Raw genomic sequence first — 14,344 nt, forward strand, 5'->3', positions numbered from 1 at the left:
TCGCGCGCGCGGGTCCACGGTAGGAAAGGCAACAGGGACATGGACGAGAACACCCCCTGGTACGAGCGACGGCACCTCCCGCCGGACGCCCGGGCCCTGGAATGGGTGCGTGGCACCGTCGACCCGGACGGCACCCTGGACGGGGTGGAGTTCCTCCCCGGTGGCAGTTCCAGCGCCATCCACCGGGTGACGGTACGCGGCGCGGACGGCACCGTCACCCCCGTGGTGCTGCGGCGCTGGATCCGCCCGGACTGGCGGGAGACCGAGGGGTATCTCAGCCCGGAGCGGGAGGCGACCGTCCTGCGCCTGGCCGAGCGGCACGGAATTCCCGCTCCCCGACTGCTCGCCCTGGACGCGAGCGGATCGGCGACCGGGCTGCCCGCGCTCCTGATGAGCCACGTCCCCGGTGGACCGTGTCCGACCGATCCGCCCGGTCCGTCGGAACTGGGCTCCCTCGCCGAGGCGATCGCGGCGGTGCACCGGGTCCGGCTCGGCGACGAACTGCCGGCGTACCACTTCTACAACCGGCGGCTGGAGGACACCCCGCCCTCGGCCGCCAGCGACAAGGAACTCTGGTCGGAGGCGTTCGCGCTCGGTCGGGACCCCGGCGGACGGGACCTCGCCCCGAAGGTCTTCGTGCACCGGGACTTCAACCCGGGCAACATCCTCTGGACCGACCACCGGGTCTCCGGCATGGTCGACTGGGGATCGGCGGCGGTCGGGGTGGCCGCGTTCGACCTCGGACACATGCGGTGGAATCTCGCCGTGGTGTACGACGTGCCGACCGCCGACGCCTTCCTGACGCGGTACCGGGCCGCCGTGCCGTCGTACGTCCACGACCCCTTCTGGGACCTGCGCGCGGTCCTGGACCTCTTCCCCGAGTCGCCCAGCCACACCTTCTCCCCGGAGGTCTGCGCGAAGCTGGAGCACTACCTGCGCGGCGTGGTCGCCGCCATGCGCTGACCGGTATCCGCTCCGTCCCACCCGTCCACCCGCTACGCACGTGACCCACGGCGGGCCATGGCGCGGCCTCCGCGCCATGGCACCGTGCCCGGCCATCCGCTCCGCGCACCGCGCCGGATCCGGCTGACCGGTGACAAATTCCATCACCTGATTCGCTCATCGATCATCCGATCGGAGAGGCGGACGATCCATGCCACGAACGCCACCGTTGCACCCCATTTCTCCTGGGTTGAGGGAATCGGAACTCGGGGAACTCGCAAAACTGCTGGCCGAGTTCCACGACGAGTACCGGACCGTACGCGAGGACGAGATCTCCCGTTTCCAGTTCCTCTGCGACTCGATGTTCTCGGTGTTCACCTCGCGCGATCACCGACGTCTGGCCGACGGCAGCACGGTCGACTGGTTACCGGCCGCCGGCAACCTGGACACCGGTGACTCCGGCTTCCCGCCTCCGCAGGAGGTCGTCGAGACGCTGACCGACATGTCCACCATCTGGCGGGAACTTCCGCGCTACGTGGGGCCGGAGACCGAGCCGGCGCTGGAGGAGGCGGTCGCCCGGTTCCTGCGCGACGAGGGCCTCGCCCTGGCGACCGAACTGGACCGGCTCGGCACGGTGGTCGGCTGCGGCACCGTGAACCTCTTCGACGCGCTCTGCCGCGATCTGGTCCAGCGGCCCGGTGACGTGATCCTCATGCCCTCGGTCGGGTACGGGTTCTTCCTCGCCCAGCCGTACCGGGCTGGTGGGGCGGTCGAGATGGTGGAGTGCGAGCAGACGGGCCGGGTCCGCCCCGACGTCCTGGCCCGGCGTATCGCCGAGGTCGACCAGGAGCTGTACCGGCGGTGGTTTCCGCTGCGCCACGCGCACGTCACCCTCGGCCTTCAGGACGCCCGACGACGCGGGCTGGTCACGATCCCCGAGGACGACCTCGCCGCCCTGGTCGACCGGTTCGTCGACGGCCTACCCACGGACGCGGCACCGGGCCGCCGGGAGCTGCGCCGTCGGCTGCTCACCGCGTTGCCCCGCCGGCAACCGGTCCGCCAGGATCCCCGCCGGGACCTGGTCAACCTGGTCCGCCCGCCCGCCGTTCGGGCCCTGCTGCACATCAGCCCCGCCGTGACCGGCCACGTCTACCGCGAGTACGAGGTGGCCGAGTTGGGCGCGGTACTGCGGACCGCCGACATCGCCGTCGTCGAGGACCTGGCCTACCACTCGGTACGGCTGTCCGGCGACCGGTTGCACTCGTTGCAGGGACGGGTGCCGACCTGCCACACCCTGCTCGGCCTCTCCAAGCCCTTCGGCATGGCGAACATCCGGGTGGGACTGATGCTGGTCGACCGCCGGGACGTCAAGCGGCTGCGTCGGCTGGTGGAGAACAGCGTCGGCTTCGTCCCGCTGGTCGCCCAGCGAGCCGCCGCCGCCGCGCTGGGACTTCACCGGCAACGCGCCGACGACTACCTCCACCGGGCCTCCCATGACCCGTACCTGGGCTACGAGAACCGGCTGACGATGTTCCGGGCGATGCTGCGGGGGACCGCCGTCCAACCCGTGCCGGAGCACGTGGAGACCGAGATCCGGCGGTACGCCCTGGCACTGCTCGGCGAGAAACGCGCGGCCGGTACGGAGGTCACCGGGGACACGGACGGGGACCGGCGGCTGGTCGACGAGTTCCTCCAGGAGGGCCTGTCCCGGTGGTTCACCCTGGCCCACGAGCCGGAGGCCGGGTTCTTCGGCGTGGTTGACTGCCGGCCGCTGCTGGCGCGCGGCACGCTCACCCGGGCCGGGATCGAGGCCCGAACGGCGTTCGACGTCTTCGCGTTCCTGGCGTACACGCTCGGCGTCCGCACCATTCCCGAGGAGGGCATGCGGCTGCCGACGAACCGGACCCGACTCCTGCGTATGTCGTTCTCACCAGCTCCCCGGATGTTGGTCGAGTGCCTTTTCAGTGTCTATTCCGGCCTGCGTTTCCTCGAGGGCTGACCCCCTACCGAAAGGTGGAAAAATGTCCGAGCGGCTGGCAATTCTCGGCGGCGAGCCCGCCATCCGGAACCAGCACGACGAACTCTTCCAGTGGCCGGTCTTCGGGCCGGAGGAGGAGGCCGCCGTGCTGGAGTTGATGCGGAAACCGAACTTCTTCGACAACCAGACCGTGCCGGCGTTCGAGCGTGACTTCCGGGACTGGCTGGGCGTGGAGTACGTGCTCTCGGAGAGCAGCGGCACGCACGCGGTGTTGGGGGCACTCTACGGCGTCGGGGTCGGCGCGGGCGACGAGGTCATCGTCCCGACGTCGACGTACTGGGCGAGCGCGGTCCAGGTGATGAGCCTACGGGCGACCATCGTCTTCGCCGACATCGACCCGATGACCCTGAACATCGATCCCGCCGACCTGGAACGGAGGATCACCGACCGGACCAAGGCGATCGTGGTGGTCCACATGCTCGGTTACCCCGCCGAGATGGACCGGATCATGCAGATCGCCGCCCGGCACGGCATCAAGGTGGTCGAGGACGCCTCACACGCCCACGGGTCGCTCTACCGGGGCCGGAAGGTCGGCACCCTCGCCGACGTCGCCGCCTTCTCGCTCTGCGGCAAGCCGCTGGCGGTCGGCGAGGGCGGCATCCTGGTCACCGACGACCGGACGATCTTCGACCGGGCGGTGGCCTGGGGACACAACTTCCGGTTCAACGCCGACGAGGTCAAGGACCCGGCCCTGCTCCGCTACGCCGGGCTGCCGCTGGGCGGGATCACCTCCCGGATGCACAACCTCTCGGCCGCCGTGGGCCGGGTCCAGCTGCGCCGGTACGACGAACGGATGCGCGAGATCGACCAGGCGATGAACCACTTCTGGGATCTCCTGGCAGACCTGCCCGGTATCCACGCCCACCGGCCACCCCGGGACTCGGGCAGCACCATGGGGGGCTGGTACTGCCCCCACGCCGTGTACCGCGCCGAGGAGCTCGGCGGGCTCTCCGCCGCCCGCTTCGCCGAGGCGGTCCGCGCCGAGGGTTTCCACACCTGGACCCGCCAGTGCATCCGGGAACCGTTGCACCTGCACCCGCTCTTCCAGGACGCCGACGTCTACCGGGAGGGACGACCCACCAACGCCGCCTCCGGCCGGCTGGTCCCGCAGGGGCGCGGCGACCTGCCCCGCGCCGAGGGTGCCCGCGCCTTCACCGTGCCTCCGTTCAAGCGGTACGAGCCAGCGGTCATCGAGCAGTACGCGGCGCTCTTCCGCAAGGTGGTGGAACAGCACGAACAGCTCCACGAGGGAGACCGGGGCGACGAGACGGTCCAGGTCGACGAGCGCGGTAATGGCTGAGCGGAACGCCGGCCGGTGCTGGACCCCCGGACAGGCCAGGACGGTCACCCGGACCGCCCTGGCCGCCCGGGGCGTTCCGCCCGGTCCGGCGGGTGACGTTGCCGACGCGCTGGTCGACGCCGAGATGGCGGCCCACCCCAGCCACGGCCTGCGGCTGCTGCCCGGCTACCTCGACGACCTGGCCGAGGGACGGCTCGACGCCGCGGCCGTACCCGAGCTGCGGCGGGACGGCTCGCACGTGGTCGCCCGGGGCAGCCGGGTGCTCGGCCCGCACCTGGTACGCACCGCGTTGGCCGTGGCGGGCCGGGCCGCCCGGGAGTACGGCTGCGCGACGGCGGTGCTGCCGGACGTCGCGCACTGCGGCCGGCTGGGCGGTTACGTCGACAGGCTGGCCCGGAACGGCCAGATAGCCATGCTCACAGTGGGCTCCCTCGGGTCGCCGGAGGCGTTCGTGAGTCCCTTCGGCGGTCGACACCGCTGGCTCGACACCAACCCGGTCGCGTTCGGCTTCCCGGCGCAGGGGCCACCCGTCGTGGTCGACCTGGCCACCTCGGCGACGACGTACAACGCGGTGGTGGCCGCCCGGGAGGCCGGTCGGCCGCTGCCGGCGGGAGTCGCCTGCGCCGCCGACGGCACCGGCACCACCGACCCGGCGGCCGTCCTCGACGGCGGGTGGGTGCGACCGGCCGCCGACGCCAAGGGCTACGCCTTGGGTCTGGTCGCCCCGCTGCTGGCCGCGCTGGCCGCCGGCCCGGACGCCGACCGGCTCTCCGGTGGCTTCGCCCTGGTGGTCGACGTGGCGAACCGGACCGACCTGGACGGATACCGCCGAGCGGTGGAGGCCTCCCTGCGGCGTCTGACGGCGGACGCGGACCCGGCCGGGGCGGTCCGGGTGCCCGGCCGGGCCGACCCGGCCCCCACCACGGTGGCGGTGACCGCGTCGCTGGTGGCGGAGCTGCGCCGGAGAGGATGTGAGATCCCGTGAGCGCTACCGCGCGCCCGTCCGTGCTGGGGGTGGCCGTTCTCGGCTGCGGCTACGTCGCGGACTTCTACGGCGCCACCCTGCCGAACCATCCGCAACTGCGCCTGGTGGGCGCCTTCGACCCGGACGGCGACCGACTGCGGTCGTTCTGCGCCCGGTACGGCGGTCGGGCGGCGGTCGACGAACGGGACCTGCTGACCGATCCGGCGGTCGACATCGTGCTCAACCTGACCCCGCCGGCCGTGCACGACGAGGTGAACCGACGCGTTCTGGCGCACGGGCGGCACCTCTACTGCGAGAAGCCTCTGGCGTTACGACCGGAGGCGGCCTTCGAGCTGGTCGCCCTGGCCCGGGAGCGGGGTGTGCTGGTCGGCGGCGCACCCTGTTCGGTCCTGGGCGAGTCGGCCCGGACGCTCTGGCAGGCGCTGCGCGACGGCCGGATCGGCACTCCCCGGCTCGTCTACGCCGAGTTGGACAACGGACCGCTGCCCTACCTCGGCAGCGACCAGTGGTTCAGCGCCCGAGGCGTGCCGTGGCCGACGATCGACGAGTTGGCCACCGGGTGCACGTGGGAGCACGCGGCCTACTACGTGAGCTGGGTGGTGGCGATGTTCGGCCCGGTGCTGCGGGTCGAGTCGACCGTCGCCTCCGTGCTGCACCACGAGTGGCCCGCCGGGCTGGACCTCGCCCCCGACTTCAGCGTCGGTGTGCTCCGGACCGCCGACGGCGTGGTCTGCCGGATCACCTGTGGCTGGGTGGCCCCCTCCGACCTCTCCTTCACGGTCGTCGGCGACCAGGGCGTGCTGCGGGTGGAGGACGCCTGGTCGTACCGGTCGCCGGTGCTGCTGCGCCGTCGTCGCCGTCCCAGCGGCAAGCAGCACGACTACCTCGAGCCGGCCGTGCCACTGCCGTTCGTGGACGCTCCCGCCGGGCGACCGGTCGCCGGCTACCGGGACTCCCACGACATGGACGTCTCGCGAGGGGTGGCGGAGCTGGCCGACGCCGTCCTCGGTCGGACCCGGCTGACCCTCGACGCGGCGACGCACGCCCACATCACCGAAGTCTGCGCCCTGCTCGCGGCCGGGCGCAGCGGCGGACCCACCCCACCGCACATCCTTCGCGACGGATTCGACGAGATGGCGACAGCGACATGATTGTTCTCGGTGTCAACGGTCAGTTCGATCTTCCCGGGCGTCCCCACATCTCCCACCTGCCCCCGTGGTTCTTCCACGACGCCGCCGCCGCCATCCTCGTCGACGGCGAGTTGGTCTGCGCGGTGGAGGAGGAACGGCTGACCCGGATCAAGCACACCAACACGTTCCCGGTCCACGCCGTGCGGGCCTGCCTAGACGTCGCCGGTGTCCCGCTCGCCGCCGTCGACGAGGTGGCCTTCTTCTTCGCTGAGGAGTACACCGACAAGGAACTCTTCCACCAGTACGTCGAGAAGCCCGGGGTACCGCTGCGGTCAGCCCGGTCGCTCGTCCATGAACGGTTCCGCGAGGTCGACCCGGCCGGCGTCGCACCACACCGGCTCCGCTTCGTCGAACACCATCCGGCCCACGCCGCCAGTGTCTACGCCGACGCCGGCATGCCCGACGCGCTCGTCGTCGTGATGGACGGCAACGGCGAGAACGACTCGATGACCGTGTACAGCGCGGAGAGCGGCACCCTCGTGGCCCTGGACCGACGGCCGACCGCCGACTCGATCGGTCACCTCTACACCAGGGGCACCGAGCTGCTCGGGTACCGGCTCTTCGACGAGTACAAGGTGATGGGGCTGGCACCGCTGGGTGACCCGGCCCGCTATCGCGACGTCCTGCGGTCCCTCTACGAGCTGCGGCCGGACGGCGGATTCACGGTGGACAGCGACCGGCTCCGGACCACGATGTTCCGGGCCGGTTTCGTGCCGCGCCGCAACGGGGAGCCCTTCACCGGCCAGCACCGGGATCTCGCCGCAGCCCTCCAGGAGACCGCCGAGCGGCTGGCCACCCACTGCATCCTGCACTGGCAGCGGGAGACCGGGCACCGCCACCTCGCGGTCGCCGGTGGGGTCGGGCAGAACAGCACGCTCAACGGTCGGCTGCTGCGTTCGGGACACTTCAGCGACGTCTTCGTCCACCCGGCGGCCCACGACTCGGGCGCGGCGTACGGCGCGGCGGTGCTCGCCGCAGCGGACGGGGGACCGATCAAGTCGGTGCGCCGCCGCCACGTCCACCTGGGACCACCGCTGGCCGACCCGGCCGACGTGACGGCACTCCTGGACGCCTGGGGTGACCTGGTCCGCTACGAGCGCCACCCGGACATCACCGAGGTCACCGCCGACCTGCTCGCCGAGGGCAAGGTCGTCGGCTGGGTCCAGGGCCGTTCCGAGTTCGGTCCCCGGGCACTCGGTCACCGCAGCATCCTCGCCGACCCCCGGCCGGTGGAGAACAAGGACCGGGTCAACCACATGATCAAGCAGCGCGAGGGCTACCGACCGTTCGCCCCCTCCGTCCAGGCCGAACACCTGCGCGTGTACTTCGACATGACGCCGGGCGCGCACGACCCGGACTTCATGGTCTTCACCGTCCCGGTACGGGAGGAGTTCCGTCCGCTGCTCGGCGCGATCACCCACGTCGACGGCACCGCCCGGGTGCACGCGGTCGACCGGGTGGTCGACGAGCGGTTCTGGTCGTTGCTCGGCGCCTTCGGCCGGCGCACCGGGGTGCCGATGCTGCTCAACACGTCCTTCAACAACCACGCCGAGCCGATCGTGGACTCGGCGGCGGACGCCCTGGCCTGTTTCCTCACCACCGGGCTCGACCGGCTCGTCATCGGCGACCACCTGGTGACCCGGCGGGAATCCGAGGTGCGGCTCCCGTCGTCCTTCGTGGCCGAGCTGATGCCGGCCGTGCACCTGGAGACGGTGCACGGCGCCGACGGCCCGGTGCACCACGTCGTCCTGCCTCACATGCACCGGCGTCGGCGGTCGGTCTCGGCGCGGGCGCACCCGGTCCTGTGCCGGCTCGACGGGCGGGCCCGGCTCGACGAGTTGGGCGTGCCGGCCAGCTCCCCGCTCCTGGCGGAGTTGCACACGCTCTGGCAGGAGCGGTTCATCCGGGTCGCCCCGGCCCCGTCGCCGTCCGACCGTCGGGGGGCCTGACATGTCCCGGCCCCCCGCGTGCTTCGTGGTCCCGTACCACCCGGACGGTCCGCACTCCCCCGGCTACCTGCGGGAGGCGGTCGGTTCCGTGCTGGCCCAGACCGACCGCGACTGGCTGCTGGCGATCGTCCACGATCCCCGGCCGGGCACGTCCGACCAACGGTCCTGGCTCGCCGAGCTGGTCGCCCCGGTCGCCGACCGGAGCACCGTCATCCACCTACCCGAGAACCAGGGGCCCGGCGGGGCGCGCAACGCCGGTGTCGACTGGGCGCTGGGGCAGGGCGCGGACCTGGTGGTCTTCCTCGACGCCGACGACGTCTGCGAGCCGCACCGGCTCGCGGCGCTACGCACGGCCCTGACCGACCGGCCCCGCGCCGGGATGGCGTTCAGCGCGTTCACCGTGATCGACGAGGCGTCCCGACCCCGGCACCCGGACGAGCTGCCGGAGGCGGTGGCGGAGATCCTCGACACCCAGGCCGACGAGGACCGGATCCTGGAACGGCCCTGGCGGGAGATGACCTGCGTACACGGGTACATGAGCCTCACCTCCACCGTGGCGGTTCGGGCGGCCGTCGCAGAGCGCTGCCGGTTCCCGCGGACCATGGTCTCCGAGGACGCTCACGCCTTTCTCCGGATGTTCGCGCTCTGCCCGGAGGTGGTGTACCTCGCCGACCCACTGACCCGGTACCGGGTGCCCCGGGTGCCCCGGGGCACGGCGTCCCGGCAGCGGGAGGGGGGTGCCTTCTACTGGACCAAGGCCCTCGTCGACGCGGACTCCTGTTTCCGGGTACTGATGCAGGAGGTGGCCTCCGGCGCGTGCACGCCCGAGGAGGCACTCGACGTGCTCGACGCGTTCTGGCGGCGGACCGGAGCCACCCTGCGCCGAGCCGGTGCCGCGCCGGTGGCCGCCGTGGTCGGCGAACTGGCGTACGGCGCAGGGGGCCGCATGTCCCCGGACGGACGGTGAGCGCCACCACCCGGCGGCGGGGTGTGCTCGCCGTCGTCCGGGACCGGGACGGGGCCGTCCTGATGCAGTTGCGCGACGACCGTCCGGACATCGTGTGGCCAGCGCACTGGTCGGTGCTCGGCGGCGGGACCGAACCCGGCGAAAGCGCCCGCGAGGCCGTGGTCCGCGAGGTCCACGAGGAGTCCGGACTCGTCGTCCGGGACGCCCGGGAGATCGGCCAGGTGGTAGACGAGCACGGTAGCGGCCAATTGCTGCACGTCTTCGTCGTCGACTTCCGGGGCGATCCCGGCCAGCTCGTCCTGGGCGAGGGGCAGCGGCTGGAGTTCGTCGCCCGGCACCGCTGGCCGGACCTCCTCATCCCGCCGTACGTGCGCGAGCTGCTGCGCGCCCTGCCCGAGCAAGGGGACACCTGATGTGCGGGATCTGCGGCGTGGCGACACCGAACGGGCAGTCCGGTGATCCGACGTTGGTGGCGGCGATGGCGAAAACCCTCCAGAACCGGGGACCGGACGCGCTGCGGGTCATCGCGGCCGGGGACGGTCGGGCCGTCTTCGCCATGACCACCCTGTCCATCGTCGACCCCGGGTACGGGTACGGCCCGGTGGTCGACTCCGACAGCGGGGTGATGCTGACCTACAACGGCGAGATCTACGGGTTCCGGGAACTCGCCGCCGAGCTCGACATCCCGCTGTCGGCGCACGAGACGGACACCCACTTCCTGCTCAAGGCGTACCTCCGGGAGGGCCTCGACCTGCTGGCCAGGATCGACGGGATGTACGCCGCGGCGATCCACGACCCCCGTCGCTCCGCCACGTACCTGGTGCGGGACCGGATCGGGCAGAAGGCGGTCTACTACCGGCTGGTCGACGGCGCCCTCCATTTCGGTTCGGAGGTCAAGGCCCTGCTGGAGGGGCCCGGTGCCACCCTGTCGCTGCCCCTGGCGGTGCAGGCGGTGGAACTGCCGGTGGGCCGACCGAGCACGCCGTACGCGGGAATCGAGCTACTCGCCCCGGGTACCGTGCTGCGGTACGACCACCTCACCGGCCGTACGGGCACCCACGTCTACTGGGACCTCGGCACCGCGACGACGACCGTCGACGTGGACCCGGCGGACACCCAGGGCTGGATCGAGCGGTACGCCCGGCAGCTCGCCGGCAGCGTCGCCCGGCACCGCGACTGCGGTGACCAGGCGCTCCTGCTCAGCGGCGGCACCGACTCGGGGGTGCTGGCGTACCTTCTGCGCCCGTCGGTCTGCGTCACCGTCCGGTATCCGGGCTACCCGGAGTTCGACGAGTCGGACCGCGCGGCGCGGATCGCCCGGGACGTGGGGGCGCGGCTGGTCGTCGTCGAGCCGACGGCCGCCGACTTCGTCCGGACGGCCGGGCGGATCGTGACCGCGCTGGACTACCCGCTGGGCAACGCCAGTCTCCTCCCGGAGTACCTCTGCTACCGGGCGGTCGCGCAGACCGGCCTCCGGGTCGTCTCGGCGGGTGTCGGCCCCGACGAGTACCTGCTCGGGTACGTCCGACACCTGCTGGCGCTCTTCGGACCGCAGGACGTCCTGGACGCCGGTTTCACCGCGTACACGCCGCTGGCGCAGCGGTTACGCCACGCCGGGCTGGAGCGGGCCGCCCCCCGGGACCGGTACCTCAGCCTGGTGCTGCGCGGTCCGGACGCGAACGGTACGGTCCGTTCGCTCGTGCACGGCATTTTCGACCAACCGGTCCGCGCCGACCAGGCGGTCACCCTCGTCGACCAACTTCTCTCCCTCCCGGCCCTGCTGCTCACCGCGGACAAGCTCTCCAGTTCCTTCGGGCTGGAACGGCGCTCCCCCTATCTGAGCCGGGAGCTGCTGGAGACGTCGTTCGCCGCCCCGGCCCGGCTGCGGGCTCCGGACGCGGTACGCACCAAACTGCTCCTGCGGGCCGCCGCCCGGGAGCTGGGCGTCCCGGAGTGGGTGGTGGGCAACGCCGACAAGCGCGGTTTCGCCTCGCCGGTCCCCCGCTGGCTGACCGGCGAGCTGAGCGCCTGGTACGACCGGGAGATCACCGCCGCGCTCACCCACGACCTGCCCCGGGACCTGGCCGCGTTGCTCCACCGGGTACGCCGCGCCCCGGCCGGCGACCGGTACGACCGAACCCGCACCATGGCCCTGCTCTGGGCGCTCTGGGCCCGGGGCGCGACCGGACTCGGACCCGCCCCGGACGACTGCGGAACCGTCGACGGATGACCATCGGCGGTAGGTCAGAGTGACACGACGACCGACGGCGCCGGGTCACCGACCGGCGCCGGCAGCGACACGACGAAAGGGTGCACGAGGTGCCGACGTACTCATCCCCCGTTGCCGCGGCCACGGACGCCGACGGCACCACTGACCACGCGGCGGACCTCGCCCTTGCCCTCACCATGGCCGACCTGGCCGACGAGATCACGTTGCGTCACTTCCACGCCGCGCCGGTGGCGTCGACCAAACCCGACCGCAGTCTGGTGACCGAGGCGGACCTGGAGGTCGAGCGGAGCCTGTCGGCGTTCCTCGCCGCGCACCGGCCGACCGACGGCATCGCCGCCGAGGAGACGCGACCGCAGACGGTCATCGAGGGGCGGTGCTGGGCGATCGACCCGGTCGACCACACCAACAACTTCGCCCGGGACCTGCCGTTCTATGGCACCCTGATCGCCCTGCTCGACCAGGGGCGCCCGGTGGTCGGGGTGGTCAGCGCACCCGCGCTGGGCAGGCGGTGGTGGGCCAGCCGGGGCGGCGGGGCGTTCGCGGACGGCCGGCGGATCCGGGTGTCGGCCACCACCGACCTGGCCGACGCGCACATCAGCTTCGCCCGTTTGGACCGCTGGCGGGACCTGGGGCTGCTCGACGAACTGGTGCGGCTCGTCGCCGACACCCGGTGGACGTTCGGGTCGGGCGGTTTCCTCGCCCAGATGGCCGTCGCCGAGGGTCGCCTGGACCTGGCCGTGGACGCCACTGGGGATGTCTGGGACCTGGCGGCCGGCCAGATCCTCGTCGAGGAGGCCGGGGGCCGCTTCACCGACGTGCGGGGAGTCCCCGAACCGACCCACGGCACCGCGCTGGTGACCAACGGTCACCTGCACGCCGTACTCCTGGACCGGCTGGCGCGGTGACCGGGCGGACGGACGGGACGGTCGTCGCCCGGCCCGGCGCGGGGGTGGGGAACGGGACGGCCGCGCCCGCGCAGCGCCCCGTCCCCGAGGACCGCCGTCCGGTCCTGCGGTTCGCCGTGAACCGGTTGCGGCGGCATCCCGGCGCGGTGGCCCTGTTGGCGGTCACCCTGCTCGGCGGGATCGGGTTGGAGCTGCTCGCGCCGGTGCTGGTGCGCCGCTACATCGAGCAGGAGGTGACCCGGTCGACCGCCGCGGTCGTCTCGGCGGGCCTGCTGGTGGCCGGCTTCGTCGCGGTCAGCCTGTTGGCCCGGCTGGTGACGGTGGCGGAGGCCGCGGTGGCCGAACGCCTGGCCTGGACGATCATGGACCGGGTACGGGTCGAGGTGACCGGCCACTGTCTCGCCCTGGGCATGGACTTCCACACCACCCACCGTCCGGGTGAGCTGGTCGAACGGGTCGACGGGGACGTCGGTCTGCTGGCCAACTTCCTGTCCCGGTTCGCGCTCGCCGTGGTGGGTCAGGCGCTGCTGCTGGTGGGACTGGTCGGGGCGCTCGTCGTGGTCGACTGGCGCATCGGTGGCAGCGTCGCGGTCGTCGCGGTCGTCGCCACGCTGGTCCTGCGGCGCCTTGCCCGCCGGGGGCAGCAGTCGTTCACCCGGTTCCGGCAGGCATCCGGTGAGCTCAGCGGGTTCCTCGGCGAGGCGCTGGGCGCGGTGCCGGACATGGCCGGCGCCGGTGCCGGCGGGTACGTCGACCGTCGACTGCGCCACGCCACCGGCCGGGTGTTCCGGACCGAGCAGGCGGCCGGGATCTGGGGCAGTATCGTCCTCTGGGCCGCCGCGTCGCTGTTCGCCTGGACGGGCACGGCGGTGGCGCTGGCCTGGTCGGTGCGGCTGTACACCACCGGCGCGATGACCCTCGGCGCGGTGTACCTGGTCTTCCTCTACTCGCAGCAGATGATGCAGCCGTTGGACCAGATGGCCCTCCAGGTGCAGGACTACCAGGCCGCCGCCGCCTGCGTCCGGCGGTTGCAGGCGCTGCTGCGGATCCCCCTGCCGGCGCGGCCGACGGCCGTGCGGCCCTTCCCATCGGGCCGGGTGCGAATCGACGTCCAGGCGGTGCGGTTCCGCTACCCGGGCACCACCGACGACGTGCTGCACGACATCACCTTCACCGTCCCACCCGGGCAGAGCGTGGGGGTGGTGGGGCGCACCGGCAGCGGCAAGAGCACCCTGGTGCGCGTCCTCGCCGGCCTCCACGAGCCGACCGGCGGCGCGGTCCTCCTCGGCGGCGTCGACGCCACCCGGCTAGACCCGGCGGGGCGCCGCCGCCGGATCACCGTCGTGTCGCAGGAGGTCCAGGTGTTCCGGGCGACGGTCCGCGAGAACGTGACGGTCTTCGACCCCGACGTCCCCGAGGAACGAATTCGGACGGCGTTCGGCCGGCTCGGCCTCGACGACTGGTTGGCGCGGCTGCCGCAGGGGTTGGAGACGACGATCGGTCCCGGAGGGCACGGTCTCTCCGCCGGGGAGCAGCAACTCGTCTCCTTCGTCCGGGCCATGCTCGCCGACCCGGCGGTGGTGCTCCTGGACGAGGCGTCGTCCCGGCTGGACCCGCTGACCGAGCGGCTGGTGCAAGGGGCGACGGCCGGTCTGCTGGCGGGACGGGCCAGCCTGGTCGTGGCGCACCGGCTCGCGACCCTGGACCGGGTGGACCGGATCCTGCACCTGGCGGACGGCCGGGTGGTGGAGTACGGCCGGCGCGAGGACCTGGTGCGTGACCCCGACTCCGGGTTCAGTCGGCTGCTCGCCTCGGACGACTCGGGGCTGACCGGATGA

At 72.5% G+C, this 14,344-nt stretch carries 11 protein-coding genes; all 11 read left to right on the forward strand.

Features of this window, described 5'->3' with window-relative positions; all coding sequences use genetic code 11:
• Positions 1–39 precede the first annotated feature (39 nt).
• Positions 40–963, forward strand: coding sequence for a phosphotransferase family protein (locus ACIBJE_RS04705; protein ID WP_396742808.1), 924 nt, complete (start codon positions 40–42; stop codon positions 961–963).
• 229 nt (positions 964–1,192) lie between these two features.
• The gene (locus ACIBJE_RS04710; RefSeq protein WP_396742811.1) at positions 1,193–2,941 is read left to right on the forward strand and encodes an aminotransferase class I/II-fold pyridoxal phosphate-dependent enzyme; all 1,749 of its coding nucleotides are present in this window, start codon (positions 1,193–1,195) and stop codon (positions 2,939–2,941) included.
• A 22-nt stretch (positions 2,942–2,963) separates the two neighbouring features.
• Entirely contained in the window at positions 2,964–4,280 is a 1,317-nt protein-coding gene (locus ACIBJE_RS04715) for a DegT/DnrJ/EryC1/StrS family aminotransferase (protein ID WP_396742814.1), read from the forward strand.
• The gene (locus ACIBJE_RS04720; protein ID WP_396742817.1) at positions 4,273–5,265 is read left to right on the forward strand and encodes an Ldh family oxidoreductase; all 993 of its coding nucleotides are present in this window, start codon (positions 4,273–4,275) and stop codon (positions 5,263–5,265) included. Before ACIBJE_RS04715 ends, ACIBJE_RS04720 begins: the two co-directional genes overlap by 8 nt.
• The gene (locus ACIBJE_RS04725) at positions 5,262–6,416 is read left to right on the forward strand and encodes a Gfo/Idh/MocA family protein (protein WP_396742820.1); all 1,155 of its coding nucleotides are present in this window, start codon (positions 5,262–5,264) and stop codon (positions 6,414–6,416) included. The genes ACIBJE_RS04720 and ACIBJE_RS04725 overlap by 4 nt, the downstream gene beginning before the upstream one ends.
• A complete protein-coding gene (locus ACIBJE_RS04730; RefSeq protein WP_396742822.1) occupies positions 6,413–8,404 on the forward strand; it encodes a carbamoyltransferase in 1,992 nt (663 codons plus the stop codon). The genes ACIBJE_RS04725 and ACIBJE_RS04730 overlap by 4 nt, the downstream gene beginning before the upstream one ends.
• A gap of 1 nt (position 8,405) precedes the next feature.
• Positions 8,406–9,371, forward strand: a complete 966-nt coding sequence (locus ACIBJE_RS04735; RefSeq protein WP_396742825.1) for a glycosyltransferase family 2 protein — start codon at positions 8,406–8,408, stop codon at positions 9,369–9,371.
• Positions 9,368–9,784: an NUDIX domain-containing protein gene (locus ACIBJE_RS04740; protein WP_396742828.1), complete on the forward strand. Its 417-nt coding sequence runs from the start codon at positions 9,368–9,370 to the stop codon at positions 9,782–9,784. The genes ACIBJE_RS04735 and ACIBJE_RS04740 overlap by 4 nt, the downstream gene beginning before the upstream one ends.
• A 17-nt stretch (positions 9,785–9,801) precedes the next feature.
• Positions 9,802–11,601: an asparagine synthetase B family protein gene (locus ACIBJE_RS04745; RefSeq protein WP_396742831.1), complete on the forward strand. Its 1,800-nt coding sequence runs from the start codon at positions 9,802–9,804 to the stop codon at positions 11,599–11,601.
• 89 nt (positions 11,602–11,690) lie between these two features.
• The gene (locus ACIBJE_RS04750; protein ID WP_396742834.1) at positions 11,691–12,506 is read left to right on the forward strand and encodes an inositol monophosphatase family protein; all 816 of its coding nucleotides are present in this window, start codon (positions 11,691–11,693) and stop codon (positions 12,504–12,506) included.
• Positions 12,503–14,344 carry an ABC transporter ATP-binding protein gene (locus ACIBJE_RS04755; RefSeq protein WP_396742837.1) on the forward strand — a complete coding sequence of 614 codons (1,842 nt, stop codon included), beginning with the start codon at positions 12,503–12,505 and terminating at the stop codon, positions 14,342–14,344. Before ACIBJE_RS04750 ends, ACIBJE_RS04755 begins: the two co-directional genes overlap by 4 nt.

The organism is Micromonospora sp. NPDC050187 (assembly GCF_044459745.1).
In the GTDB taxonomy this organism is placed as follows: Bacteria; Actinomycetota; Actinomycetes; order Mycobacteriales; family Micromonosporaceae; genus Micromonospora.